This window comes from Chromobacterium alkanivorans (assembly GCF_016937655.1).
Taxonomy (GTDB): domain Bacteria; phylum Pseudomonadota; class Gammaproteobacteria; order Burkholderiales; family Chromobacteriaceae; genus Chromobacterium; species Chromobacterium alkanivorans.
Window position 1 is genome coordinate 260,745 of the sequence record NZ_JAFHKL010000004.1, and the last position, 26,002, is coordinate 286,746.

At 64.8% G+C, this 26,002-nt stretch carries 25 protein-coding genes; 17 read left to right on the forward strand and 8 right to left on the reverse strand.

From position 1 onward, the window contains the following. Nucleotides 1–702: 702 nt before the first annotated feature. Nucleotides 703–1,152, forward strand: a complete 450-nt coding sequence (locus tag JW897_RS09300; RefSeq protein WP_205465884.1) for a hypothetical protein — start codon at nucleotides 703–705, stop codon at nucleotides 1,150–1,152. Between the two features lie 284 nt (nucleotides 1,153–1,436). Here JW897_RS09300 and JW897_RS09305 read toward each other — a convergent pair whose 3' ends face one another. Genes JW897_RS09305 through JW897_RS09320 form a run of 4 tightly spaced genes read right to left on the reverse strand, consistent with a single transcriptional unit; the run spans nucleotide 1,437 to nucleotide 5,262 of the window. Continuing rightward, complete coding sequence (locus JW897_RS09305; RefSeq protein ID WP_205465885.1) at nucleotides 1,437–2,513, reverse strand: sulfate/molybdate ABC transporter ATP-binding protein; 1,077 nt, start codon at nucleotides 2,511–2,513, stop codon at nucleotides 1,437–1,439. After that, nucleotides 2,510–3,406, reverse strand: coding sequence for a sulfate ABC transporter permease subunit CysW (cysW, locus tag JW897_RS09310; RefSeq protein ID WP_048413540.1), 897 nt, complete (start codon nucleotides 3,404–3,406; stop codon nucleotides 2,510–2,512). The genes JW897_RS09305 and cysW overlap by 4 nt, the downstream gene beginning before the upstream one ends. Nucleotide 3,407: 1 nt before the next feature. Further along, entirely contained in the window at nucleotides 3,408–4,265 is an 858-nt protein-coding gene (gene cysT, locus JW897_RS09315; RefSeq protein ID WP_275899860.1) for a sulfate ABC transporter permease subunit CysT, read from the reverse strand. 4 nt (nucleotides 4,266–4,269) lie between these two features. After that, nucleotides 4,270–5,262, reverse strand: coding sequence for a sulfate ABC transporter substrate-binding protein (locus JW897_RS09320; RefSeq protein ID WP_205465886.1), 993 nt, complete (start codon nucleotides 5,260–5,262; stop codon nucleotides 4,270–4,272). Between the two features lie 517 nt (nucleotides 5,263–5,779). Here JW897_RS09320 and JW897_RS09325 point away from each other — a divergent pair. From JW897_RS09325 to JW897_RS09360, 8 genes are all read left to right on the forward strand, one after another. After that, the gene (locus JW897_RS09325) at nucleotides 5,780–7,381 is read left to right on the forward strand and encodes a mechanosensitive ion channel family protein (RefSeq protein WP_205465887.1); all 1,602 of its coding nucleotides are present in this window, start codon (nucleotides 5,780–5,782) and stop codon (nucleotides 7,379–7,381) included. Between the two features lie 84 nt (nucleotides 7,382–7,465). Continuing rightward, nucleotides 7,466–8,725, forward strand: coding sequence for a glutamate-5-semialdehyde dehydrogenase (locus JW897_RS09330; RefSeq protein WP_048413544.1), 1,260 nt, complete (start codon nucleotides 7,466–7,468; stop codon nucleotides 8,723–8,725). Nucleotides 8,726–8,848: 123 nt separating this feature from the next. Continuing rightward, nucleotides 8,849–9,325 carry a WbuC family cupin fold metalloprotein gene (locus JW897_RS09335; protein ID WP_048413545.1) on the forward strand — a complete coding sequence of 159 codons (477 nt, stop codon included), beginning with the start codon at nucleotides 8,849–8,851 and terminating at the stop codon, nucleotides 9,323–9,325. A gap of 95 nt (nucleotides 9,326–9,420) precedes the next feature. Further along, on the forward strand, nucleotides 9,421–9,843 hold the full coding sequence (locus JW897_RS09340; RefSeq protein ID WP_205465888.1) for a DUF2214 family protein: 423 nt from the start codon (nucleotides 9,421–9,423) through the stop codon (nucleotides 9,841–9,843). Nucleotides 9,844–9,971: 128 nt separating this feature from the next. After that, complete coding sequence (locus JW897_RS09345) at nucleotides 9,972–10,355, forward strand: hypothetical protein (protein ID WP_205465889.1); 384 nt, start codon at nucleotides 9,972–9,974, stop codon at nucleotides 10,353–10,355. 304 nt (nucleotides 10,356–10,659) lie between these two features. Beyond that, on the forward strand, nucleotides 10,660–12,051 hold the full coding sequence (locus JW897_RS09350; protein WP_205465890.1) for a DUF2252 domain-containing protein: 1,392 nt from the start codon (nucleotides 10,660–10,662) through the stop codon (nucleotides 12,049–12,051). A 188-nt stretch (nucleotides 12,052–12,239) separates the two neighbouring features. Next, nucleotides 12,240–13,847, forward strand: a complete 1,608-nt coding sequence (locus JW897_RS09355) for a methyl-accepting chemotaxis protein (protein WP_048413547.1) — start codon at nucleotides 12,240–12,242, stop codon at nucleotides 13,845–13,847. A gap of 224 nt (nucleotides 13,848–14,071) precedes the next feature. Then, nucleotides 14,072–15,421 (forward strand): glutamine synthetase family protein, encoded by a 1,350-nt coding sequence (locus JW897_RS09360; RefSeq protein WP_205465891.1) that lies wholly within the window; start codon nucleotides 14,072–14,074, stop codon nucleotides 15,419–15,421. A gap of 68 nt (nucleotides 15,422–15,489) precedes the next feature. Here the strand turns inward: JW897_RS09360 and JW897_RS09365 are convergent, their stop codons facing one another. After that, nucleotides 15,490–15,810: a hypothetical protein gene (locus JW897_RS09365; protein ID WP_048413549.1), complete on the reverse strand. Its 321-nt coding sequence runs from the start codon at nucleotides 15,808–15,810 to the stop codon at nucleotides 15,490–15,492. Between the two features lie 171 nt (nucleotides 15,811–15,981). Here JW897_RS09365 and JW897_RS09370 point away from each other — a divergent pair, with 171 nt between their 5' ends. Further along, the gene (locus tag JW897_RS09370) at nucleotides 15,982–16,458 is read left to right on the forward strand and encodes a universal stress protein (protein WP_048413550.1); all 477 of its coding nucleotides are present in this window, start codon (nucleotides 15,982–15,984) and stop codon (nucleotides 16,456–16,458) included. A gap of 55 nt (nucleotides 16,459–16,513) precedes the next feature. Here JW897_RS09370 and JW897_RS09375 read toward each other — a convergent pair whose 3' ends face one another. Continuing rightward, entirely contained in the window at nucleotides 16,514–17,260 is a 747-nt protein-coding gene (locus JW897_RS09375) for a TlyA family RNA methyltransferase (protein ID WP_048413551.1), read from the reverse strand. 174 nt (nucleotides 17,261–17,434) lie between these two features. Here JW897_RS09375 and JW897_RS09380 point away from each other — a divergent pair, with 174 nt between their 5' ends. Both JW897_RS09380 and JW897_RS09385 read left to right on the forward strand, forming a co-directional pair. After that, on the forward strand, nucleotides 17,435–18,076 hold the full coding sequence (locus tag JW897_RS09380) for a YceH family protein (protein WP_048413552.1): 642 nt from the start codon (nucleotides 17,435–17,437) through the stop codon (nucleotides 18,074–18,076). Between the two features lie 92 nt (nucleotides 18,077–18,168). After that, nucleotides 18,169–18,705, forward strand: coding sequence for a YfaZ family outer membrane protein (locus JW897_RS09385; RefSeq protein ID WP_048413553.1), 537 nt, complete (start codon nucleotides 18,169–18,171; stop codon nucleotides 18,703–18,705). A gap of 68 nt (nucleotides 18,706–18,773) precedes the next feature. Here JW897_RS09385 and JW897_RS09390 read toward each other — a convergent pair whose 3' ends face one another. Continuing rightward, nucleotides 18,774–19,148 (reverse strand): cupin domain-containing protein, encoded by a 375-nt coding sequence (locus tag JW897_RS09390; protein WP_048413680.1) that lies wholly within the window; start codon nucleotides 19,146–19,148, stop codon nucleotides 18,774–18,776. Between the two features lie 339 nt (nucleotides 19,149–19,487). Between JW897_RS09390 and JW897_RS09395 the strand changes: the two genes are divergently transcribed. Genes JW897_RS09395 through JW897_RS09410 form a run of 4 tightly spaced genes read left to right on the forward strand, consistent with a single transcriptional unit; the run spans nucleotide 19,488 to nucleotide 23,761 of the window. Next, complete coding sequence (locus JW897_RS09395) at nucleotides 19,488–20,657, forward strand: hypothetical protein (RefSeq protein ID WP_205465892.1); 1,170 nt, start codon at nucleotides 19,488–19,490, stop codon at nucleotides 20,655–20,657. Further along, nucleotides 20,648–21,712 (forward strand): hypothetical protein, encoded by a 1,065-nt coding sequence (locus JW897_RS09400; protein ID WP_118266376.1) that lies wholly within the window; start codon nucleotides 20,648–20,650, stop codon nucleotides 21,710–21,712. Before JW897_RS09395 ends, JW897_RS09400 begins: the two co-directional genes overlap by 10 nt. Nucleotides 21,713–21,754: 42 nt before the next feature. Beyond that, on the forward strand, nucleotides 21,755–22,396 hold the full coding sequence (locus tag JW897_RS09405; protein ID WP_081574403.1) for a hypothetical protein: 642 nt from the start codon (nucleotides 21,755–21,757) through the stop codon (nucleotides 22,394–22,396). A 27-nt stretch (nucleotides 22,397–22,423) separates the two neighbouring features. Next, nucleotides 22,424–23,761, forward strand: a complete 1,338-nt coding sequence (locus JW897_RS09410) for a CsgG/HfaB family protein (RefSeq protein WP_205465893.1) — start codon at nucleotides 22,424–22,426, stop codon at nucleotides 23,759–23,761. 90 nt (nucleotides 23,762–23,851) lie between these two features. On the opposite strand, the gene JW897_RS09415 is transcribed toward JW897_RS09410, so the two are convergent. After that, entirely contained in the window at nucleotides 23,852–25,024 is a 1,173-nt protein-coding gene (locus tag JW897_RS09415; protein WP_205465894.1) for an MFS transporter, read from the reverse strand. 95 nt (nucleotides 25,025–25,119) lie between these two features. On the opposite strand from JW897_RS09415, the gene JW897_RS09420 reads away from it, so the two are divergent. Then, complete coding sequence (locus JW897_RS09420; RefSeq protein ID WP_048413555.1) at nucleotides 25,120–25,896, forward strand: AraC family transcriptional regulator; 777 nt, start codon at nucleotides 25,120–25,122, stop codon at nucleotides 25,894–25,896. Nucleotides 25,897–26,002 lie beyond the last annotated feature (106 nt).

A 26,002-nucleotide genomic window follows, 5' to 3' on the forward strand; every position in this document is an offset into this window, starting at 1 on the left:
CAAGCCTGCCGACGGGTGGCAGGCCCGAGGTCTTAAGCGGCTGCCTGTTCGAGCAGCGCGACGGTAGCGCGCTGCGAGTTCAGCCGCGCCTCGGGCCTGACGGGCCCCGGCGGGAAGCCGTAGGCCAGGCTTGCAGGGCGGCCTTTGGGGTGAAGGGGAATTTGGCCGCGCAAATTCCCCTTCCTGCCCGCCGGGCAGCCCCGGCAATGAAAATCATCATCCGCGCAGCGGATTCAAAACCCTCTCACCTAACCAAACTCACCACGTCGCCTTGATCCACCCCTTTTCCTCGGCAACAATCCCAGCCTTGCTACGTCATTTGGCAGGCGCATGGAGGGAGAGTGTAATGCACTCACCGGTTTGGGGTTCACTCGGTACGCCAATCCCGCTACGCGCTTGCCTAATCCTCACCCGCACACCTTGCTGAACCAGCCACACCGCCTTGACCCCAAGCACTCCCTCAGGAACAATCCCCACGTTGCCGCCCACATGCGGCACACGGGATTGGCGTCTCGTTTCCGAAGTCGACAAGCCAACGCAGCATGCTGCGTTGGCTGCTTTATCCATGGCAAAGCCATTTTGGCAGGCGCATGGTGGGCTATAAGCCTGCACTTTCAACGATTTGATTTGTTTAGACGCCAATCCTGCTCCCTCCGACTTGGGATCAGGTGCTTCATCTTGTGTCATTACAGGAGAAACACCATGCAACATCCTCAAAACTTTCCCCGTCGCCGCCGTTACAAACTGCACTCGCTGGAGCAACAGGAAGCTTTGCTTCCCTTTGTTCGCTTCTGCCCCGGCCGCACCTATGCGCATTATTGGCAAATGCCCGCGCCCAGTAAGGACTACCCCGCCAATGTCATCTATGGCCGCGAATGCGCGGCTCACCTGCTGCAATGGCTGAAGGACAATCGGGAATACGTCGGCAAGGGCCTGCTCAGCCGTGTCGCCCGCGACATCGATTTTGACCACCGCGATGGACGCGGTCAGTGGATGGGGTTCTTCAACTATCTGGAAATCATCATGCTGCTGGGCGCGGACCGGGTCCGGGTCTATCGCCATGTGGATAGCCAACACCAGCTCTACCTGGCGCTGGGACAACGGCTCAAGCTGGAAGCGCGTTTCCGCCGCATCCGCCTGCGCAATCGCTGACCCTAGCTGGTGGGTATCACTGTGCTCCACCCACCCTACGGCGGGGGATTTGTAGGGTGGGTGGAGCCGCAGGCGATACCCACCAAAAACCCCGCCATCGAAACCCAAGGATGGATTCCGCCGCATATCTGCGTGGGTATCGCTGCGCTCCACCCACCCTACAGCAGGAGGATTTGTAGGGTGGGTGGAGCCGTAGGCGATACCCACCAACAAGCTAGACCAACCATCGTTCCAACAAAAAACGCCCCGGAAACCGGGGCGTTTTGAATGAAGACGACAAGCGCTCAGATCACGTAATCCTGACCTTCCGGTTTGGCGAACACCGACAGCTTCTTCGGCGTCACGTACAGGCTGTCGCCGGGCAATACCCCCAGCTCGCGGTAGCGCTCCTTGCTCACCGCCGCCTCGATGCTCTGGCCGTCGGCCTGCACCAGCTCCACCCGCACAATGGGCCCCACCGCGTGGATATGCTCCACCGTGCCCTGCGCCAGCGCGCCGTCGGCGTGGCGCGACAGGTCCAGATCATGCGGGCGCACATAGGCCACCGCCTCGTCGCCGCTGGCCAGGCTCAGCCCTTCCAGCGCATGAGCGTAGCCGCCGATCTGCAACTGGCCGCGCTCGATGCGGCCGTGGAACAGGTTCACATCGCCCAGGAACTGGGTGACGAAGGGGGTGGCCGGGTTTTCGTAGATGTCGTCCGGACGGCCCACTTGCTCGATGTGGCCGTGGTCCATCACCACTACCCGGTCCGACACTTCCAGCGCTTCTTCCTGATCGTGGGTGACGAACACGCTGGTGATGTGCATATCGTTGTGCAGATCGCGCAGCCAGCGGCGCAAGTCCTTGCGCACCTTGGCGTCCAGCGCGCCGAAGGGTTCGTCCAGCAGCAGCACCTTGGGCTCCACCGCCAGCGAACGCGCCAGCGCGATGCGCTGACGCTGGCCGCCGGACAGCTGGCCGGGATAGGCGTCCGCCAACCAGTCCAGCTGCACCATTTTCAGCAGCTGCATCACTTTGTCGCGGATCTCGTCCTTGCCGGGCCGGCTCTTGCGCGGTTTGACGCTGAGGCCGAAGGCCACGTTGTCGAACACCGTCATGTGGCGGAACAGCGCGTAATGCTGGAACACGAAGCCCACTTCGCGCTCGGCCACGTGGGTGTGGGTGGCGTCGGCGCCGGCAAACAGCACCTGTCCGGCGTCCGGCTGTTCCAGGCCGGCGATGATGCGCAGCAAGGTGGTCTTGCCGCAGCCGGACGGCCCCAGCAGCGCCAGCAGTTCGCCGGCCTCCACGTTGAGGCTGACATTGTCCAGCGCGACGAAGTCGCCGAACTGCTTGCGGATATTGCGGATTTCTATGCTCATGCGGGCTGGTCCTTGGCTATGGCGCGGCCGGCGGCGGCCAGGCGAGCGGCCGCGCTGCGTTCCGCGGCGGCGTCGCTCTGTCGCGCCATCCGCCACTCCACCAGGCTCTTGACGCCCAGGGTCACCAGGGCGAGGAAGGCCAATAGCGAAGCGCAGGCGAAGGCGCCGACGAAGTTGTACTCGTTGTACAGGATTTCCACGTGCAGCGGAATGGTGTTGGTCTGGCCGCGAATATGGCCGGAAACCACGCTCACCGCGCCGAATTCCCCCATCGCGCGGGCATTGGTCAGGATCACGCCGTAGAGCAGGCCCCATTTGACGTTGGGCAGGGTCACGCGCCAGAAGGTCTGCCAGCCGGAAGCGCCCAACACCAGCGCCGCCTGCTCCTCGTCCGCGCCCTGGGCCTGCATCAGCGGGATCAACTCGCGGGCCACGAAGGGGAAGGTGACGAAGACGGTGGCCAGCACGATGCCGGGCACGGCGAAGATCACTTGCAGGCCGTGCTGTTGCAGCCAGCCGCCCAGCGCGGTGTTGACGCCGAACAAGAGCACGTACATCAGGCCGGCCACCACCGGCGACACCGCGAACGGCAGGTCGATCAGCGTGGTCAGGAAGCTCTTGCCGCGGAATTCGAAGCGGGCGATGGCCCAGGCGGCCGCCACGCCGAACACCAGGTTCAACGGCACGGCGATGACGGCCGCGGTCAGCGTCAGCTTGATCGCCGCCAGCGCGTCCGGTTCGGTCAGCGCGGCCAGGTACAAGTCCCAGCCCTTGCGGAAGGCTTCCCAGAACACCGCCAGCAGCGGCACTAGCAGGAACAGGAACAGGAAGGCCAGGGCCAGGCCGGTCAGCAGATAGCGCACCAGGCGCGATTCAGTGGTCAGGCTTTGCATGTCATTTACCCGCGCCGTGGCGGCGCGCGGCCCACCATTGAATGAGGTTGATGGCGAACAGGAACAGGAAGGAGATGGCCAGCATCACCAGCGCCACCGCCACCGCGCCGTGCTGATCGAACTGGTCCAGCTTGGCGGCGATGATTAACGGGGCAATTTCCGACACCATGGGGATATTGCCGGCGATGAAGATCACCGAGCCGTACTCGCCGGTGGCGCGGGCGAAGGCCATCGCGCCGCCGGTGATCAAGGCCGGCAGCGCCGCCGGGAAGATCACGCGCCGGAAGATGTCCCAGCGCCCGGCGCCCAGACAGGTGGCGGCTTCTTCCAGCTCGCGCTCCAGGTCTTCCAGCACCGGCTGCACCGTGCGTACCACGAAGGGCAGGCCGATGAAGGTCAGCGCGACGATGATGCCCAGCGGGGTGAACGACACTTTCAGGCCCAGCGGTTCCAGGTATTGGCCTATCCAGCCGTTGGGCGCGTACAGCGTGGTCAGCGCGATGCCGGCCACCGCGGTGGGCAGCGCGAACGGCAGGTCCACCAGCGCGTCGATCAAGCGCTTGCCGGGAAAGCGGTAGCGCACCAGCACCCAGGCCACCAGGAAGCCGAACAGCAGATTGATCAGCGCGGCGATGCCGGCGGAGACGAAGGACAGGCGGATGGCGGCCATCACGCGTTCATGGGCCACCGCGTCGACGAAGGCCGCCCAGCCCATGCCGTGCGCGGACCACAGCAGCGCGGCGAAGGGCAGCAGCACGATCAGGCCCAGCCAGAACAGGGTGATGCCGAATGACAGGCCGAAGCCGGGCAGCACCGAATGGCGCTTGTTGATCAGATTGAAGCCACTGGCCGCCATCATGCGCTCATTTCTTGCTGAAGATCTGGTCGAAGCTGCCGCCGTCGGCGAAGTGCTTCTGATTGACCGCGGCCCAGGAGCCGAACACGCTGGCCACGGTAAAGGTCTTCACCGCCGGGAAGCGGGCAGCGAACTGCTTGGCCACCGCCGGGTCCTGCGGGCGCAGGTAGTTGTCGGCGGCCAGCTTCTGGCCTTCCGGGCTCCACAGATATTGCAGATAGGCTTCCGCCTGCTTGCGGCTGCCCTTGCGGTCCACCACCTTGTCCACCACCGACACCGGGTTCTCCGCCAGCACCGACAGGCTGGGGTAGACCAGCTCGAAACCGCCGCGGCCGAATTCGCGGGCGATCATTTCCGCCTCGTTCTCGAAGGTCACCAACACGTCGCCAATCTGGCGCTGCATGAAGGTGGTGGTGGCGGCGCGGCCGCCGCCGTCCAACACTGGTACATTCTTGAAGATTTTCCCCACCAGATCCTGAGCCTTGGCCTCGTTGCCGCCCTGCTGCTTCAAGGCATAGCCCCAGGCCGCCAGATAGCTGTAGCGGCCGTTGCCGGAGGTTTTGGGATTGGGAATCACCACCTTGAGGCCGGGCTTGGCCAGGTCGCTCCAGTCGCGCACTTGCTGCGGATTTCCCTTGCGCACCAGGAACACGATGGTGGAGGTGAACGGCACCGCGTGGTTGGGCAGACGACTGGCCCAGTTGGCCGGCAGCAGACCCTTGCCGGCCAACAAATCGATGTCGGTGGCCTGGTTCATGGTGATCACGTCGGCGGCCAGACCGTTGGCCACCGCCAGCGCCTGCTTGCTGGAGCCGCCGTGCGACTGTTGCAGGGTGACGGTTTCGCCGGTCTTGGCCTTATAGGCTTTCTGGAAGGCCGGGTTGTAGTCCTTGTAGAAGTCGCGCATCACGTCGTAGGACACGTTGAGCAGGGTGGCGTCGGCCAGCGCGGAGCCGGACGCGGCCAGCAACAGGGCGGCCAGAGCAAGGCGGAGCTTCATGGACAGACCTTTTCTTAAGGAGTAATCGGCGATGTTCCCGACTATACCCAAGGACTGTTATATCCATAAATAATATTGTGAAATACCTTTATCCCTCAATCATCTAACAAGACCCTCCCATTTCCCTGACCTCCCATCACGCTTTAGAACGTGTTTACGATCTCGCGAGCAAGAGCGAGACAAGGCGAAAACCGCTGAGAAAGCGGAATGTACGAGTGGTACATGAGCATTTCGAAACGGGTTTCAACGCCGTATCGCCGCAGCGCAGCAGATCGTAAACAGGTTCTTAGCGCCTGCGCCACGTCTCGCGAAGCAGAGCGAGCTTGGCGCAAATAGCCAAGGGGGTGGAAGTCACAGACCTTATGGACAGCCTTTCGAAGGCGCGCTCATCGCGTCGCCGCTGGCAACCGGCGGCAGAACGCAAACCGCTTCATCGCCTTCCTATGAAAACGGCGGCGGCTTCCGCTACCCTGAAACCAGGTAATGACATTAAAATATTTCGACAAAGAGGATGCGGATGCCAACCCTTGCCCGCTATTGCCTGCTGTTGCTCTGCCTGTACAGCCCAGTCGCGCCCGCCGCCGAACCCAGACAAAACCCAAGCCCGGAAGACAGCGCGCGCACGCTGACGGTGGGCAATCAGGACATCGTGCTGCTGCTGTCCAAACAAGGCGCGCTAACGCCGGAAGCGCGCGTGGCCCGCGCGCTGGAACGCGGCAAGAACTTGAGCGGCGAGGACCTGCAACAAGCGGTGCAGGCCGCGCCGCTTCAGGCGAATGGCGTCAAGGCGCTGCAATTCAGCCTGAACGGAAAGCCTCTGTTCGCGCTTTATGAGCAAGACCTGGACCCCGGCGATTTCCTCAGCCTGGAACAAGCGGGCCAGCGAGTGCGGCAAAGGCTGGATCAGGTGCGGCTGCAAGCGCTGGAACTACGCTCGCCCGGCCATATGCTGCGCGCCGCCGCACTGGCGCTGTTGGCCACGCTGGCGCTGGGCGGCCTGCTCTGGCTGATCAGTCGGCTGAGACGCGCCTCCTTGCGCAAGCTGGCCGCCTCAAGCGGCGGCGGTTCTCGCTACAATCTGCTGCTGCTCTTGCGCCGAGCGGAACAGCGACTGGTGGATTTGACCGCCGTGCTCAGCGCCCTGATGGCCTGCTATGTCTACTTGTCCTTTGTGCTGAAGCAATTCCCCTATACCCGCAGCTGGGGCCAGCAACTGGGACGCTCGCTGATGCGGCTGCTGGCCGACATCGCCAGCAGCACGTTGGCGGCGGTGCCCGGCCTCGTGACGGTAGTCGTCATCTTCCTGCTGACCCGCTTGCTGAACAAAGGCCTGGCCGCCTTGTTCGCCCTGGTGGAGCGCGGCCAGCTGGAACTGCCCGGCCTGCACTCGGAAACCGTGGGGGCTACGCGGCGGCTCGCCTCCGGGGTCTTGTGGCTATTCGCGCTGACGGTGGCCTACCCTTATCTTCCCGGCGCCAATTCCGATGCTTTCAAGGGCGTCAGCGTCTTCTTCGGCCTGATGGTGACCCTGGGATCGGCCGGCATCATGACGCATGCGATGAGCGGGCTGGTGCTGATTTACTCGCGGGCCTTCCGTCCTGGCGACTATGTTCAGATCGGCGACGTTGAAGGCAAGATCACCGAGCTCTCGGCGCTGTCCACCAAAATCCAGACGCGCGCCGAATATGAAATCACCCTGCCCAACGCGGTGGTGGTCAGCGGCAAGGTGGTCAATCTCAGCCGCCACTCGCGGCGCAAAGGCCTGGCGGTCTGCACCAAAGTGACCATAGGCTACGACACGCCGTGGCGGCAGGTTCAGGCGCTGCTGGAACTGGCGGCGCGGCGCGCGGAATCGGTAGACCCCGCCGTCGCGCCGCAAGTGCGGCAACTGAGCTTGCAGGATTACTACGTTGAATACGAGCTCCAGGCGCAATTGCGCCCCGGCGTGCTGCCGGCCGAGGGACGCCACGCGCTGCACGCTCAGATTCAGGACGTCTTCAATGAGTTCGGCGTGCAAATCATGTCGCCCAACTTCGTGGCCCAGCCGGAGCAGCCGGTGGTGGTGCCGGCCGCCGCGTGGTACGCCCCGCCGGCCGCGCCGCCCGATACCGCCCCCTGAGCGGGGCTACAGACTGGCCGCTCTCCGCGCTTTGGTTTACTCTCGGTCCATTCCACACGTTTTTGCAATCCCGGACTCAAAGACATGAACGTCAAAGACTATATGCAACAGGCGGGCAAGGCCGCCCGCAAGGCCAGCCGCGAACTGGCCCGCGCCGACACCGCGCAGAAGAACCGCGCGCTGCTGGCGATGGCGGACGCCATCCTGCGCGACCAGGCCAAGCTGTTGGCCGCCAACGCCCAGGACATGGACGCGGCGCGCAAGGCCGGCCTGGAGCCGGCGCTGCTGGACCGCCTGGCCTTGAACGAGAAAACCGTCGCCGGCATCGCCGAAGGCCTGCGCCAGATCGCCGCGCTGCCGGACCCGGTGGGCGAGGTCAGCGACATGGCCTACCGGCCGTCCGGCATTCAGCTGGGCAAGATGCGGGTGCCGCTGGGCGTGGTGGGGATCATTTACGAGGCGCGCCCCAACGTCACCGCCGACGCCGCCGGCCTGTGCCTGAAATCCGGCAACGCCGCGCTGCTGCGCGGCGGTTCCGAAGCCTTCCACAGCAATCAGGCCATCGCCGCCTGCGTGCACGAGGGCCTGCGCGAAGCCGGGCTGCCGGCCGAGGCGGTGCAAGTGCTGGCCACCACCGACCGCGCCGCGGTGGGCGAGCTGATCACCATGCCGGAATACGTGGACGTGATCGTGCCGCGCGGCGGCAAGGGCCTGATCGCCCGCATCAGCGCCGAGGCGCGGGTGCCGGTGATCAAGCATCTGGACGGCAATTGCCATGTCTACATCGACGACACCGCCAGCCCGGACAAGGCCTTCGACATCGCGCTGAACGCCAAAACCCACCGCTACGGCACCTGCAACACCATGGAAACCCTGCTGGTGCATACCGCCTTCGCGGAATTCATCCTGCCGCGCCTGGCCGAGGCCTATTGGGAAAAAGGCGTGGAGCTGCGCGGCTGCGAGCGCACCCGCGCGATTCTGGGCGACAAGGTGCGGCCGGCCGGCGATGAGGACTGGGCCAGCGAATACCTGGCGCCCATCCTGGCGGTCAAGGTGGTCAAGGACCTGGACGACGCCATCGAGCACATCAACCACTGGGGCAGCCACCACACCGACGCCATCGTGTCCGAGGACTACGGCCGCGCGCGCCGCTTCCTGCGCGAGGTGGATTCCGCCAGCGTGATGGTCAACGCCTCCACCCGCTTCGCCGACGGCTTCGAGTACGGGCTGGGCGCGGAAATCGGCATTTCCACCGACAAGATCCACGCCCGCGGCCCGGTGGGACTCACCGGCCTGACCAGCCAGAAGTGGATCGTGCTGGGCGACGGCCAGATCCGCTCCTGATTCCGCCGCCCGGGGAGCCGGCCTCTGGCCGGTTTCCGCCCAGGCGCGAACAACGCCGCCGGCCTCGCTGCCGGCGGCGTTTTCATTGATAATCGCTGCTTTGCTTCCCTACCGGGCGATTCCATGCTGACCCTGAACCAACAAGACCTGGCCGCGCTGTCGGCCAAAGCCGCCTGTGCGCCGCGCCTGCGCGCCAACCAGAATTTCCACGCCCAGCTGGAAGACCCGATCCAGCGCCTGGCCATCGCCATGGAGCCGGACACCTATGTCCGCCCGCACCGCCACGACCACAGCTGGGAAATGCTGATCGCGCTCAGCGGCGCCTTCGAGGTGATCGTGTTCGACGATGCCGGCGTGGTGCAAGGCCGCCACCGCCTGGGCGAAGACGGCGCGCGCGTGTTCGAAATGCCGGCGAATACCTGGCACTCGGTGGTGTCGCTGCTGCCGGGCAGCGTGGTGTTCGAAGTCAAGCACGGCCCTTATCTGCCGCTGCAGGAGCAGAACCTGGCCGCCTGGTCCCCAGCCGAGGGTTCCGAGCGCGTGCCCGCCATGCTGGATTTCCTGCGCCGCGCCCAGCCTGGGCAGCGCTTCGGCGGCTAAAGCCGCAGCCGGTCAAGCGGCGAACCAAATAAGCTTGCCAGCCGCCGCGCCCCTGTTTACCGTGTAGGGCATCTCTTGGGCGCGGGAGGCAAACCATGTTGTGGCATTGGCTGCTGGCAAGCTTGCATCTACTGGCGCTGGGCATTGGCCTGGCCGCGCTCTGGAGCCGCGCCGGCCTGCTGCGCCAACAGCAATTCCCCAGCCAGACCCCGCAGTTGTTCCGCTGCCACCGCTGGTGGCTGCTGGCGCTGGCGCTGTGGACCATCAGCGGCCTGGCCCTGCTGTCGCTGGACCCCGCCCGCCTGCAACAGCCGCTCTTCATCGTCAAACTGCTGACCCTGGCCCCGCTGCTGCTGCTGGAAGTCCGCGCTTCGCGCGGCCTGATGCGCTGGCAAAGCCAGCTGCGCATCCAGCGCAGCCTGGAGCTGCGCGGCGCCGATTCGCTGGCGCGCAGCAGCCATTGGCAAATCTGGCTGCTGCTCGCCATCGTCGGCGAATCCGCCGCGCTGCATAGCTGAAGGCCGGTCCAAGGCGCCCTTCCCTCCCCGTTCCCAAACTCCTTAACACCTGCAAGCGGCCTAACTCGAACTTGCGCGCGACGCGGCGTTTCCAACCCTGGTACGTCGTCCTTCTGCAAGTTAAAGCCATGCCCAATCTGATCGAACACTGCAAATCCCTATTGCTGCAAACCGCGCTCGGCGTTGCCCTGAGCTGCGCGGTGGTGCCTGCTCTCGCCAATCTGAACGACCCGGTCGCCACGCTGAAAGCCAAGGCCCCGCCGTCCGTCGTGGCCAACTGCCTGGACGAGCGCATGCGCAAGCTGCGCATCCCCAGCGAATACATCGAACGCGAGCGCGGCGGAGAGCGCGGCGAAGCCGTGCGCCTGACCAACCCCGCCACCAATAAGGACGGGCTGGAAATCCTCATTCGCCCGGACGGCGACGCCAGCAGGCTGACGGTGAACACCCACGGCCTCAGTTACAGCAAGGCTTGGCGCAAGCTGGTCAACGACTGCGCGCAACGCGGCTGATCCGTCCCCCGGCCGGGCTGTGGACAGCGCCGGCCGCGGCCCCTCCGCTGTGGAAAATGTGCGCAAACTGTGCACAACACTGTGGATAACTACAAAGTGGCTCCGCCAAACGCCCGGTTTGATTGCATCCGCTTGCCTTTCTCTCTTGTGTACAACTTTTAAAACGCCCGCCGCGCTGTGCGCAATGTGGATGAAACGGGGACAAGTCTGTGGATAAGCGCGGCCGTCGTCCGGCGCCGCTTCCCCGCTGACAAAAATCCTCCAGCGGTTACACTGGACAGGAGATCTTCGCCCAGGAGCCCGCATGTCCAATTACCACGCAAAGTACGAACTGCACTACGCCGCCGGCAAGGCGCTGCGCCAATCCTGCTCCCGCACCCTGCAAGCGGAAAACCGGCTCAGCGCGCCGCGCGACGTCGTGGCCATGGTGGAGCACACCTCCCAAGGCCGGGTGCAGGGACTGATTCCGCTGCGCTACAGCCGGATGCAGGTCTCGCCGTTCACCTTCTTCCGCGGCTTCGCCATGATCCAGGCCGCCGACCTGGCCGCCAATCCGTCCAGCGGCCTGAAGCTGCAGATCTGCGGCGACGCCCACCTGATGAACTACGGCTTCTTCGCCTCTCCCGAGCGGCAGCTGATCTTCGACATCAACGATTTCGACGAAACCCACCACGGCCCGTGGGAGTGGGATTTGAAACGGCTGGCGGTCAGCCTGGTGCTGGCCGCGCGCGGCCAGGGCTTTAGCGAAAGCCAGGCGCGGGACATGGTGTGCCGCGCCAGCGAGGTCTACCGCCGCCGCGTCAACGAGTACGCGCGCATGGGGCAGCTGGAGCTGTGGTACACCAAGGTGGGCTTCGAGCAATTGCTGGAGCGCGCGCCCACCGACGCCATCCGCCAGCAAATGCTCAAGCTGTCCGACAAGGCCAGGCACCAGACCCAGGAAAAGCTGCTGCCCAAGATGACGGAGCTGGAGGACGGCACGCTGCGCCTGCGCGACAACCCGCCGGTGATCTTCCATCTGCACGACAAGAACACCCTGCTGGACAACGACGACAGCTGGCTGTCCACCGACGACGCCGAGGCGCTGGTCAAGCCGATGCTGGACAACTACATCGACACGCTGAAGGAAGACCGCCGCCAGTTGCTGGAGCGTTTCCGGCTGGTGGACTGCGCGTTCAAGGTGGTGGGGGTGGGCAGCGTGGGCACCCGCTGTCTGGTGATGCTGTTGCAAGACAACTTCGACCAGCCGCTGTTCCTGCAATTGAAGGAGGCGCGTCCCTCGGTGCTGGAGCCCTACACCCAGGCCTGCGTGCATGGCCACCAGGGCAAGCGCGTGGTGTTCGGCCAGCGCCTGATGCAGGCGGCCAGCGACCTGTTCCTGGGCTGGACCACCGGCCCGGCCGGCCGCCATTTCTACGTGCGCCAGCTGCGCGACATGAAGGCGGCGCCGTCGCTGGAGGCCTTCGCCACGTCGGAAGCGCTGACCGCCTACGGCCAGGCCTGCGCCTGGGCGCTGGCGCGCGCCCACTCCAAATCCGGCGGCCAGGCCGCCCAACTGGCCGGCTATGTGGGCGACAGCGACAAGCTGGACCAGGCCATCGCTGGCTACGCGCTGGCCTATGCCGACCAGGTGGAAGCCGATTACCAGGTGTTCAAGGCCGCCATCGCCAGCGGCCGACTGCAAGTCCACGACTGAAAACCCCGTCGCAACGCCGCCGCCAGCGGCGTTCATCCTTCCGTATTAATACCAAACCCTTGATCTTGTTGCTTGTAATGTCATAAAACCATACTAGAACAGGCGATAATCCCGGCCCTGTCCTTGCCGCCGGCAAAGACAGGGCCGACAGCCCACAATCAGACATCCACCTTCGAAAAGCGAACATCATGCGGGTCAATACCAGACTGTTCATCATCATGGCGGCCAGCCTGCTGGCTCTGCTCAGCATCGCGGCCGTGGCGCTGCTTTCCACCCGCGCCACGCTGGGCCAGGAAAAGCGCGAGCAAATCACCCACCTGCTGCGCATGGCGGAAGGCACCATGAGCCACTTCCAGAAACTGGAAGAAAAAGGCCTGCCGCGCGCCGACGCCCAGAAACAAGCCATCGCCGCGCTCAACGCGCTCAAGGTGGACGACATCTACTTCTTCGGCCGCAACCCGCAAAACGTGGTGATGTTCCACCCCAACAAGGACCGGGTGGGCAAGGTGGACATGGGCAGCACGCTGCCGGACGGCCGCACCACGGTGGCGGTGTACGAGGAAGCGCTGCAGAAAGACCATTACGGCCTGGTGACCATCCAGACCACGCGCAAGGGCAGCAAGGAAGAGGTTCCCAAGCTCAACGGCGTGGTGCGCTTCGACCCCTGGGGCTGGATGGTGGGCACCGGCATCTTCATCGACGACATCGACCAGCTGTTCTGGAGCCAGGCGCGCACGCTGCTGATCATCGCCGGCATCGGCATGATCACGCTGGCCGCGCTGATCCTGCTGGTATCGCGCAGCATCATGCAATCGCTGGGCGGCGATCCCAATTACGCGGCGCAGGTGGTCAAGGCCATCGCCGACGGCGACCTGGGCACCGACATCGCGGTGCAGGGCCCGCCGCACAGCCTGCTGGCGGCGATGCGCGAAATGCAGCTGAAGCTGCGCCAGATGATTGAGGAGATCCGCCTGGCCGCCACCAATATCAACCAGGCCAGCCGCCAGCTTTCCAGCGACATGGACAAGGTGCACGACGTCTCCGGCGTGGCCAGTTCCTCCACCAGCTCCGCCGCCGCCGCCATCGAACAGCTGTCGGTGAGCATAGATCACGTCACCGCCAGCGCCCGCGACACCGAATCCGGCTCGCGCGACACCGTGGAGCTGGCGCGCCAGGGCGAATCGCTGGCCGCCCAGGCCGCCGACGGCATCCGCAACATCGCCGGCCAGGTGCATGACGCCAGCGATATGGTGGGCAAGCTGGCGGAACGCACCCGCAACATCAGCGGCATCGCCGAAACCATTCGCGACATCGCCAACCAGACCAATCTGCTGGCGCTGAACGCGGCGATCGAAGCCGCGCGCGCCGGCGAAATGGGCCGCGGCTTCGCGGTGGTGGCCGACGAGGTGCGCAAGCTGGCGGAACGCACCGCCGCCGCCACCGACGAAATCTCCACCATCGTGCAGGCGGTGGTCAGCGAAACCGGCAGCGTGTCCAAGCATATGGACGAAATCCGTCCGGCGGTGGAAGGCGGCGTCGAGCAGGTGCAGCAGGCGGCCCAGACCCTGGACGCCATCAGCAAGCAGGCCAGCCAGGCGCTGGAGCACGTGCACAACGTGGTGGTGGCGATGGGCGAGCAAAGCCAGGCCGGCACCAATATCGCCGGCAATGTGGAACAGGTGGCCGGCGTGGTGGAGGAAACCCAGAACTCGGTCAGCAACGCCGTGCACGCGGTGCGCGCCATCGATCAGCAGGCGGACACCCTGCAGCAGACCGTGGGCCGCTTCCGCTTGTAAGGGTTCCGTTCAGGCCGCGAACCGCGGCCAAGCCTTCCCCTCCCCGCATTTCCCCAAGCCCCGTCTCGCCGGGGCTTTTTGCCGCCTCAATGCGGGGCTTGCCCTCCCGCCCCTGCCTGATGGCATAATGGCCGCAGAGCAAACGCTCCAAAAATAAAACAACGCCACGGACAGACAGACCCAAACATGCAAACAATAACGCGCAAGCGCATCGGGAGAGACTCATGTCCCAGGCCACCATCCCGGCGGACTTGGCCGAATGGCTGATTCAACAGAATGTTCGTGACGTAGAACTGGCTTTCGCCGACGTGCACGGTTTTGCCCGCGGCAAAACCCTGCCGGCCAAGGCCTTCATCAAGGGGCAGCCGCTGCGCATCGCGCGCGCGGTGCCCATTCAAAGCTGCATAGGCGAATTCCCGGACTACCGCTTCTACGGCGAGCACGATCCGGACGTGACCCTGGTCCCGGACTTCGCCACCCTGCGCCAGGTGCCGTGGGCCAAGACCCCGCGCGCCAGCGTGATCTGCGATTGCGTCGATCACGACGGCAGCCTGGCGCCCCTGGCGCCGCGCTCGGCGCTGAAAGCAGTGCTGGCGCGCTACGCGGCGCTCGGCTGGACGCCGGTGGTGGCGCCGGAGCTGGAGTTCTACATCTTCGCCGCCCACGGCGACCCGCAGCAGCCGTTTCAGCCGCCCACGCTGCGCAGCGGCCGCCGCGAAGCCGGCTTCGACTCCTTCAGCTTCTCCTCGCTCAACGATCTGGAAGCCTATTTCGACGATCTCTACCGCGCCTGCGAAATGCTGGGCATCGCCACCGACACCTTCGTCCACGAGATGGGCCCCAGCCAGTTCGAAATCAATCTCAAGCACGGCGACGCGCTGGCGCTGGCCGACCAGACCTTTTTGTTCAAGACCGCGCTGAAGGAGATAGGCAACCGCCACGGCCTCAGCGTGGTGTGCATGGCCAAGCCGCTGCCGGGCCAGCCGGGCAGTTCGATGCACTTGCACCAAAGCGTGGTGGACCAGCGCGGCGACAATGTGTTCAGCCGCGCCGACGGCGAAGCCTCCGACACCTTCCACGGCTTCATCGCCGGGCTGCAGCGCTATCTGCCGGAACTGATGCCGCTGTTTTGCCCCAGCCCCAACTCCTATCGCCGCTTCGTCAAGGGCATGGCCGCGCCGGTCAACCTGAGCTGGGGCCTGGACAACCGCTCGGTGGGTCTGCGGGTGCCGGTGTCCGGCCCGGAAGGCCGCCGCGTGGAAAACCGGCTGCCGGGCTGCGACGCCAACCCCTATCTGTCGCTGGCGGCCAGCCTGGGCGCCGGCCTGCTGGGCATAGAAGGCCGCTTGCAGCCCAGCGAGCCCGCCACCGGCAATGTGTTCAAGAGCGAACGCGCCAGCCTGCCCAATACCCTGGACGCCGCCTGCGAGGCGATGGCCGCGGGCGACGCCGCCGAGCGGCTGTTCGGCGCGGAGTTCAGCGCCGCCTATCTGGCGGTGAAGGAGGTGGAACTGACTCACTACCACAGCCAGATCACGCCGTGGGAGCGTCAATACCTGGGTCTGCTGGCCTGAGAACCCGTTGACCAATGCAAACAGGCCCGCTCATGCGGGCCTGTTTTCGTTCACTCGCGCCAAGCGCCTCAGTTGCGGCTCAACAGCAAGCGCCGCGCCAGCAGTTCGATCGCCTCCTCGCGGCTGACCGGCACGCTGCCGCGGTACTGCTCGGCCACGATCCACTTCTCCACCGCGGCGCGGTCGCCGCGCGCGGCCTTGAGCAGCACGCCGAAGGCCGCGCCGGTGGAATGCTCCGGCGGCTCCACCGCGCGGATCTGGGTGTTCAAGGCGTACACCTTGTCCTCCGCGCGCGTCCGCTTGACCTGGAGCGGCGCGCGGCGCGAGTACAGCACCCATCCCAGCAAAGCCAACAAGCACGCGCCCACGATCAATAGAAAAACAAGCATTTCAAATCAAACCCTTAAACAGATGATCGAATTGTAAAACACCGCCCCGGCCCGACGTCAACGCCTTGCGCCAGGTCAAGCCCGGTCCACGCCGGCTTGGCCTGAGTCTCCCGCCGCGTTATGCTGTCACGATAATCCCACTGTCTCACCAGCCATAAAGGACATAAGGACATGTACCAACTCATCATCGCCGCGCTGGACGGCAGCAGCAATTCGGACAAAGCGCTGCGTGAAGCCATCCGGATCGCCAAGTTCAGCAAGGCCAGCCTGACCCTGTTCCACATCGCCAGCCTGCGCGATCTGGCGGTGGAAGGCGTCGGCCTGCTCGGCACTCACGAACTGCACGATCAAGCGTTCCGCGACGGCAACCGCGTGCTGGAACAGGCGCGCAAACAGGCGGTGGAAGCCGGCGTGGAGCAGGTGCAGATTCACATGGCGGAAAGCTGGGACGGCGGCGCCGACATGGCGGAACTGCTGGTGCGCTACGCGGACAGCCACAACGCCGATCTGGTCGTGCTCGGCACCCATGGCCGCAGCGGCATCGCCCATCTGCTGTTGGGCAGCTTCGCCCAAAACCTGCTGCGCCGCGCCAACTGCCCGGTCATGGTGCTGCGCAGCGAACAAAGCGAGTTCGGCCAAGCGGAATAATACCCGCCGCGCGCGGGCCTGGCGATGCCCTCATCATAACAGGGCTTCGCCTCGCTCAGCGCTTGCGCGCGTAGATGAAGAATTCGCGGTTGCCGTCGCCGCCGGTGATCGGGCTGTCGAACCATTTCAGCAGCTCGAAGCCCTGCTCCCGCACCGCTTCGCTGATCTTGTCGCGCACCCGCGGATACAGGCTCTCGTCGCGGACGATGCCGCCCCTGGCCAAACCCTCGCGTCCCACCTCGAACTGCGGCTTCACCAGGCTGAGCAGATGACCGCCGGGGCGGATCAAGGGCAACGCCGACGGCAGCACCAGGGTCAGCGAGATGAAGGACACGTCGCACACCATCAGGTCGAAGGGCAGGCCGTCGTTGGCCGCCAACAGCGCCGCGTGGTCCAAGGCCCTGGCGTTCACCCCTTCGAAATAACGGACGCGCGGATCCGTCCGCAGCCGCGAATGCAATTGATCGTGGCCCACGTCCACGCCCACCACCCGCCGCGCGCCTTGTTGCAGCAGGCAATCGCTGAAACCGCCGGTGGACTGGCCCACGTCCAGCGCCAGCGCGTCGCGCGGGTCCAGGCCGGACGACTCCAGCGCGCCCAGCATCTTCAGCCCTCCGCGCGACACGAAACGATCGGAGGGATCCGCGGCGATATCGAAACGGCAGCCCGGCGCGCACTTCTGGCTGGGTTTGCTCACCGGCGCGCCGTCGCAACTGACCCGCCCGGCGGCGATCAGGTTCTGCGCCGCCGTGCGCGAAGCCGCCAGGCCCAGTTCCACCAGCAACACGTCCACTCGCGTCATCGCGCACTCCCCAAGCATCGACAAAAACCGCACAGCGTGGCAAGCGCGCCGGCCGCTGTCAAGCCAAGACCATGATCTCACCGTGCGGAGGGCCTGCCAACCGCGCTAGAATCGCTACATGCCAATCCGGCCCGCCGCCGCCCCCGGCGTCGGCAGCCTCAAGCGGAGACATGGATGGACACACATCAACTGGAAGCGCATGAAGTGCGCGTGCTGGGCGCCCTGGTGGAAAAACAGGCGCTGACCCCGGACGCCTACCCGATGACCTTGAACGGCCTGGCCTCGGCCTGCAATCAGCTGACCAGCCGCGAACCGGTGATGCAGCTGTCCGAAGCCGACATTAGCGCGGCGCTGGACAGCCTGATCGCCAAGAAGCTGGCGAGCGAGCGGCTGCCGGCCGGCAGCCGGGTGGCCAAGTACGAGCACAGGCTCAATTACGAATGGAATATCGAAGGCGCGCGACTGGCGGCGCTGGCGCTGCTGATGCTGCGCGGGCCGCAGACCGCGGCGGAGATCCGCACCCGCTCCGGCCGCATCTACGGCTTCAGCGGCGTGGAGGAAGTGGAAACCGCCCTCAACGCGCTGGCCGACAAATACCCGCCGCTGGTGCTGAAGCTGGAACGTCAGCCCGGCGAGCGCGAGGCGCGCTGGGCCCATCTGCTCAGCGGCGAGCCGCAAGCGCTGCCGGTCTCCGGCGACAACGGCTGCGGCGTGATCGAGGTGGGCATCGCCGGCCGCGTCGCCGCACTGGAAGCGGAAGTGGCCGCCCTCAAGACCCGGCTGCTGGAACTGGAAAACCTGCTCGCCAGCGAATGATCCGCACAAGAAATATTGGGCGGAATGCGAACTTGTCATTTAAAAAGCGGTCACTTCCCTTGTTGTCTAACTCACCCAAGAGAAGTGACCCCATGAAAACTCTGCAACTGGGCGCCGCCGCCGCGCTGCTCTCCCTGGCCGCCGCCGCCCACGCCGCCGATTACAGCTTCATCGCCGGCAAGGATTTCCAGCAATTCAGCCGCACCCCGCAAGGCCTGGGCCTGGGTCTTTCCATCGACTACCTGAACAGCGACCACAAGGGCAACGCCGGCGGCGCCGGCCTGGAGTTCGCGATTCCGCTGGGCCCGGTCACCCTGGCCGGCGGCGGCAAACTGATGGGCCTGAACCCGGACAGCGGCTCCGGCACCGCCGCCCTGCTCGGCGGCCGCGCCAACATCCAGCTGGCGCCCAAGGTCAGCCTCTACGGCCAGGCCTATTACGCCGGCGACAGCATGGCCAGCGGCAGCGTCAAGAACGTCAGCGACCTCGCCGCCGGCGTGCGCTGGAACCCGATCGGCCCGTTCACCGTGGAGGCCGGCTACCGCTACTTCGATATCGAACGCAAGGACGGCAACCGCAACCGCCGCTTGGCCGACGGCATGTACATCGGCGCCGGCTTCACTTTTTAAGCTCAGCGCCTCCGCCACGAAAAACAGCCCCGCAGTGCGGGGCTGTTTCGCATTTCAGCGCAGCCGCCCTATTCCTGCGGCTGCCGCGGCTCGAACACCGCGTAAGTCTTGCAAGCCGGCTCCAGCACCTGCCAGACGCCGACGAAGCCGGCGGGGATCACGAAATGGTCGCCCTGCGTCAACTCCACGCTGTGCCCGGCCTCGTCGCTGACCCGCACCCGACCTTGCAGCAAGGTGCAGAACTCGTGCTCGCTGTAGCGCACTTTCCAGCGCCCTAGGCCGCCGCTCCAGATGCCGGCGTGGAACTGGCCGCTGGGGTCGGAATAATGGTTGGCCACGCTTTGCCTGCATTCGCCGGCGACGCGGCGATCCTCCGCCGCCACAAAAGACTCCACCGCCACGTCGTGGCGCTGGAACACAATGATATCGCTGGCCTGCTTCATCGCGCTGCTCTCCATTGCTGTTTGAAATTTTCAACACGATGCCACAAATCAGTAAAAATATTCAAGCAATCAGCCCACTTCCACCGCCGCTCCCTCCCCTTCGCCGGGCTGCAAACCACCAGCTTCATTGCCCAAGCTCACCAGCTTCTCCAGCCATTCCATTGTGTTCATAAGCCTAGCAATTATTAATAAGGTAAGTTTTTAAACATATGGAATACCGAATGTCATGGGTGTATCATCCTGGACTTTGTTTTGTGGACTATTCACAGGTGAACTATTAGAGTCGTGCATAACAGCACCCAGATTCACCCAAAAAAAAGAATGAGGATGGATTCGGCAATGCCTAACAAATTTCTATTATCTTGCCTGACCGGCTTGCTCGCCTTGCTCGCCGTCAATGCCGTGCACGCCGCCAGCGTTACTTTCGCCGGACTGGCCTACTCCGGAGACAGCAAGTCCGTCGCCGCCCGCTTTCCCTACAGCCTGCGTCTGGAAAAAACGCTGCAAGCGTCCGGTGCTCCGCTCAACAAGCAACTCAACGCCGCGCTGAGCCAAAAGCAGCCGCGCCACTTCGAGTTGAATCAAGCCGGCCTCTCCTCATTGAAAGGCCAGGATCAGGCGATTGTGCTGGCCCTGGTCATCACCGGCGAAACCGTATCGGCGGAACAATTCGGCGGCGTGGCCAAACTGATGACCCAGGTCAACGCCCAGGCCATGTTCTTCGATTTCAAGACCATGACGGTGCTGCGCTCCTATCCGTTCAGCTTCGCGCACCTGGATCTGATCGACCGGGAACCCAGCCCCAAGGAAATGCAGCGGCGCTTCCAGGCAGTGTACTTCGGCGATCAGGACAAGCCGGGCATCATCGCCCGCTTCGCCGACATCGTGAACAAGGCTGCGCTGCCCAATCAGGTGCCGCGCTACCTGCAAGTCGCCAAGGTCAAGCTGGGGCCTGAGGCCCTTCAGGCGCTGCCCGCCAAACTGACCCAAACTCCCGGCACCGCCGAAACCTGGGTGGCCGACCTATTCGCCGAGAGCCTGTCCAGTAAAACCGACGTGCCGCTGCTGCCTTACTCCAAGGGCTACGCCATCGGCAATGTGATGTCCATGCGCATCTCCGACGGCGAAGTCTTCATGCTGAAGCTGCCGGAGGCGGACTACGCCATCACCCTGGATCTGCCGCGCTTCAAACGCATCAAGAGCGGCGAAGCCGCCGCCGGCGCCAGCTACATTTACGGCGCCTACTCCCATATCGAAATCCAGGAGCCGGTTTCCGGCAAGCGCTATCTGGACGCTGACTTCAAGAACGGCGAGGTCAAGCTCGTTCCGGCGTCCCAAGACACGATAGACGACTTCCCCGCCTACTACGACGCCCTCAAAGGCTTGTACAACAAGCTGTCCGACAACCTGGCGGGCAACCGCAGCGCCTGGCTGAAATCAGCCACTTCGGCCTCGGATATCGACAAACAAATTTCGTCCACACAAGAGCTACTCAAGTCATGCAAATGATCCGCGCACTATTGCTATCGCTGCTGCTGGTGGTGGGCCACCAGGCCAGCGCCGCCACGGCCACCGCCAAGGGCCAAGCCACCGTCAAATACGAAACCTCGCTGTTCGGCAAGAAAGTGACGCCGGAAGTGCGGGCCCAGGCGCTGCTGCAGGCCCAGTTGCGCGCGGTGGAAAAACACTATGCCGAAGCCGGCGACGCCCAGACTCAGAACCTGGACGCGATACGCGACAAGGTCAAAGCCGACCCCGAGCGCTACATTCTGGAAACCGCCATCCTCAGCGAAGAGGACCGCCCGGACATGGGTCAGTACACCGTCACTGTCCGCGCCACGCTGAACGTGTCTCAACTCAACAACGCGGTCAAGTCCACTTCCGCGGTGGCCCAGGCCGGCAACGGCCAGAAGTCCAAGCTGACCTTCATCTTCGTTTCTCGTCAGACCGACACCTCGCAGCGCTTCGATGATCGCGAGTACCAGAGCGTCGAAGTCAAGGAGCAAGGCAAGGCCAGCAAGAACGCCGCCCGCTATCGCGCGTCGGCGGAGACCGGCGGCAGCACCACTCGCAAGGCCACCAAGAAGACTTACACCATCTTCCCCAGCAACTACCTGAAAAGCGTGTTCAACGGCGTGTTCGCCTCCGCCGGCTTCAAGGTGGTCGACGCCGCCTACCTTGAGCCGTACAGCAAAGGCCTGCTGAAAATCAAGAGCGTCGAAGCCGACTTCAAGTCCGGCAACGACTTGCAGCCGCAAACCGAGCGCGACGTGGCCAACGGCTTGCAGAACGCCAAAGTGCCTTACATCGCTTACGGCACCCTGGACGTGCGCCTGGCCGACACCGACCCTGCCACCGGCATGTACCGCGTCTCCGTGGCCGCCACCGGCAAGCTGCTGGACGCCAGCGAATCCATCCCCGAGACCAAGGCGGAAGTCGGCCCGATCCAGGCCGCCGGCCTGGGCCCGACCGAAGAAGAAGCCCAAGTCAACGCGCTGAAAAAAGCCGCGCAGGACGTCGCCCGCGAACTGCTGAGCCAGATGACCAACGTCGGCCTCAAATAACCCCCCAACCACAACAACACCTGAAATCAACCGGAGATGATAATGCGCAAAACCCTGATCGCCCTGGCCGTGGCCGCCGCTTCCCTGGCAGCCGTTCCCGCCCACGCCGGCATGTTCGACGCCGTCACCAGCCTGGCCGGCGGCAACAACAACAGCGCCGCCGGCGCCGACCTGGTGTCCCAGCAGGAGCAATTGGTGAACTCCTACGTGGCCGCCAACAAGGAAATCCTGCTGTCCCAGTACAAGATGGCCAACGCGCTGGGCGCCAAAGACGCCGCCGCACTGGCCAAGGCGGAAGCCGACGCCCTGGCCTCCGGCGCCACCAAGGACAATCTGAGCAAAGCCGACTCGGTGCAGAGCAACGTCTCCAAAATCATCAGCGAGCGTCAGAAAGCCTCCGGCAGCGCCATGGACGCCGAAGCCAAGAAAACCTACACCGAAGGCCTGGCTTCCCTGGGCAAAGGCCTGCTGAAATACGCCGGTATGACCAAGCAGTTCGACGGCTTCAAATCGGCCTTGAGCAGCGCGTCCCCGATGGACCTGCCCAAACTGTCCACCGGCTCCTACATCCTGACCAGCCTGCCCAGCAACAGCAAGAATCTGTATGAAACGCTGAAACAGGCCGTCAGCTTCGCCAAGAGCAACGACATCCCCGTGCCCAAAGACGCGACCCAAGCGCTGTAAGCCAGCGGATTCCGCTCTGGAGGGCGCATGAAGTTAACTCTCGCTATTGGCGCGGCAGGGCTGGCGCTGGCGTTGGCGGCTTGTTCCCAAAAGGAAGAAGCCGCTCAGCCCCAGCCAGCCAAAGCCGCCAACAAGAGCCTGGCGCAAGCCATGCCGGACGTGGGCAAGGTGGAATCGGTGGCGGCCAGCGCCACCGGAACCGGCGCCAGCGCGGCGGAGGCGGTGGAAGAAGCGTTGAAACTGGCGATCAAGCAAGTCAACGGCGTTTCCTTCGACATGGCTTCGGAACAGCTCAAGGCCACGCTCAGCGCCGCGGCCGGCAAGGATGCCGCGCAACTGAGCGCCAACGCCTTCACCGAGTATGTCCAGCAGGAGTCCGGCGGCGTGGTCACCGGCTTCAAACTGGTCAAGCTGGAAGAGCCCGGCCTGCTGAGCAAGACCTACAAGGCCACGATCGAAGCCAAGATCGCCAAGTTCAGCCAGCCGGCCGGCAGCGGCAAGCTGCGGATCGTCGTGGGACCGATCATGATTGATCGGGACTCGTTCAAGGTGGCCGGCGTTGCCGTGCCGTCGGAACAAGTCGCCCGCGAAATCCATCAGCAAACCCTGGACGCCTTGACCAACACCGGCCGCTTCACCGTGCTGGACCGCGAACTGGGCGACGACGTACGCCAGGAACTGGACCTGATAGGCTCGGGACAGGCGCCGTCTGCGGAACGTTCCAAGATGAGCCAGGCCGTCAGCGCCGACCTGATCTGGACCGGCCACATCAGCGCGTTCAATTACGACAAGTCCGCCGGCAACTGGATGCTGTCGCAGCGGGTGATCAACGTCGCCAACCGCCAGGTTCAGCTCTCCAGCATGCTCAAGGGCAATGTGGGCAAGCTGGGCAACGGCAGCCCGGAGCAGGTACGCCAGGGCATGGAAGGCCAGATCGTCGATCGCGTCGTCAACGCCATCCTGGTGCGGACCTTCCCGATCACCGTCGCGTCCCGCACCGGCAACAATGTGGTGCTGAGCCAAGGCGGGCAGTCGGTGCGCGAAGGCGCGCGCTACAAGCTGGTCTCGCTGGGCGAGGAAATCAAGGATCCGCAGACCGGACAATCCTTGGGGCGCACCGAGTATGACTGCTGCGAAGTGATCGTGGACAAAGTCACGCCCACCATGTCGCAAGGCCATCTGGAAAACGTGCGCATCCCGCTGGAACAGGTGCCGCCCGGCGGCTTGCAGCTGCGCGAACTCGCCCCCGCGCCCGCCGCGGACAAGGCTACGGCGTCCGCCGGAGCCGCCGGCAAGAAAGCGGCCGCGGGCAAAAAGCGCAAGGTGGAGGAAAACCTGTTCGCCGGCGACAAGGACAAGTGGTAAGCCCTTCGTCGCCATAGGCTCCACCGCGCGCCAACCAAACAAACAGCCCGTCGGCGTATCGCCGCGGGCTGTTTTTTTGGGAAGGCGGATTCACCGGCTCAAGCACCGCGCCGCCGGCCACATCGCCGCGCACAGCAAGGCCATGACCAGCGGCTGGTAGCAGACATGGGGCTGATAGGCCGCGCTGATCAGGCCCAGCCCGCCGGCGATCAACAGGTAGTACATCAGGCCCAGCAGCGCGCCGGCCGTGCCTTGCACTTGGCGATAATCCCTCAACGCTTCCGCCAGCAAGGGCGGAATCGCGCAGCCGAAGGCCGCCGCGATCGCCAGCTGGCAAACCAGCAACACGCCGACGGCCGCGATCGGCCAAAGGCCCGGCCAGGCGCTGAACAACTGAATCAGCGCCGCCACCGTGGCGGCCGTCAGCGCCAGACGCGGCAAGCGTTCGCCGCCGCCGCGCACCGCCAAGCGGCGGTTGACGAAGGCGCCGAACAAACCGCCGGCGGCCACCAGCAAGCCGCTGAGGCCGAACAGCCAGGGCGGCATGCCCAGCAATTGCAGCGTGAACGGCGCCAGCGTGTAAAAGCCGAACAGCAACAGATTGAAGCCGGCCACCAGCCATACCGTGGCCAGCACCCGCGGATCGCGCGCCATCCTGGCCGCCACCGCGCCCAACGCCGCCGGCGGCGGCAAGTCCGCCGGCCGGGTCTCACCGGCCAGCTTGCAGGACAGCAGCAGCAACAGCGCCGCCAAGCCGCACAAGGCGGCGAACACGCCCTGGTGGCCGAAACCGGCCACCAGCAACGCGCCCAGCGGCGGGCCGAGCGCCGGCGACAACGACAAGGCGGCGCTGACGGTGGCGAACACCGCCAGCAAGGCCGGGCCCTGATAACGGTCGCGCAGCATGGTCTGCACCACCACCGAACCAGCGCTGGCGCCGAAGGCCAGCAATAGGCGGGCCAGCAACAGCACGGCGAAATCGCGGCTCAGCACGGCCAGGAGCGCGCCCGCGCCGTAGCAGGCCAAAGCGGCCAGCAGAGCCGGCCGTCGTCCGTACACGTCGGCGCAACGTCCCCAGCACACCACGCCGAAGGCGAAAGCCAGGAAGTAGACGCTCATCGTCAATTGCGCCTGGCCGGCGCTGACATGGTAAGCCAGCGCGATCTCGGTCAAGGCCGGCGCGTAAATGGTTTCGCTCAATTGCGGAAAACCCAGCAATAGAATCAGCAGCGCCAGCGGCGCCGCACGGATCGCGGATTTCATTTTTGTTCTCCTTCAAACATCGAGCACGGATTGTAGGAGAACGAAGTCCCGCCTATTATCGATGGATAGCCATGAAACATTGAGAATCGGACATAATGCCGCGCTACCAGCCCGCCACGGCCCCGGATCCGGATCAACTCGCCGACCCCATCGTGGGCATGGCGATAGACGCGCCGGCGCCGCATGATTCCGGCCTGCACCGCCACCGCCGCGCGCAACTGATGTACGCGGTCAGCGGCGTGCTGCAAATCCGCATCGGCCATACCCGCTGCGTGCTGCCGCCCACGATGGCGGCCTGGATTCCTTCGGGGCTATGGCACCAGGCCGAAACCGGCAAGCCCTTCGCCTACCGCAGCCTGTACTTCGACCCGGCGGCCTATCCCGCGCTACCGCGGCGGCCGCAGGTCATCGCCGTCAGCCCGTTGCTGCGGGAGTTGATCGTGCGGGTGGCGGAATGGCCGCTGTCGCCGCTGGAACCGGCGCAGCAAAGGCTGGTGGAGGTGTTGCTGGACGAGGCCGGCCGCGCGCCGGAGCAGGCGCTGAGTCTGCCGCTGCCGCAGGACCGGCGGCTGCTGCGCATCGCCGAGCAGCTGTTGCAGCAGCCCGGCGACGAGGCCACGCTGGAGCAACTGGCCGCGCAGGCCGGCGCCAGCGCCCGCACCGTCAACCGGCTGTTCCAGCAACAGACCGGCCTCGGCTTCAGCGCCTGGCGGCGGCAATTGAAAATGATGGAGGCCAGCCGGCTGCTGGCCGAGGGGGAAAGCGTAAGCCGGGTGGCGGCGGAACTGGGCTATGCGCAGGACAGCGCCTTCATCGCCATGTTCCGCCGCCATGCCGGGCTCACGCCCGGCCAACTCAAACGTTTACTCTGAGAATGTCCTTTAGCCTGCTCAAAATCTTGCGAGCAAGAGCGAGACAAGGCGAAAACGGCTGAGAAAGCGGAATGGTCAAGTGGTACATGAGCATTTCGAAGCGGTA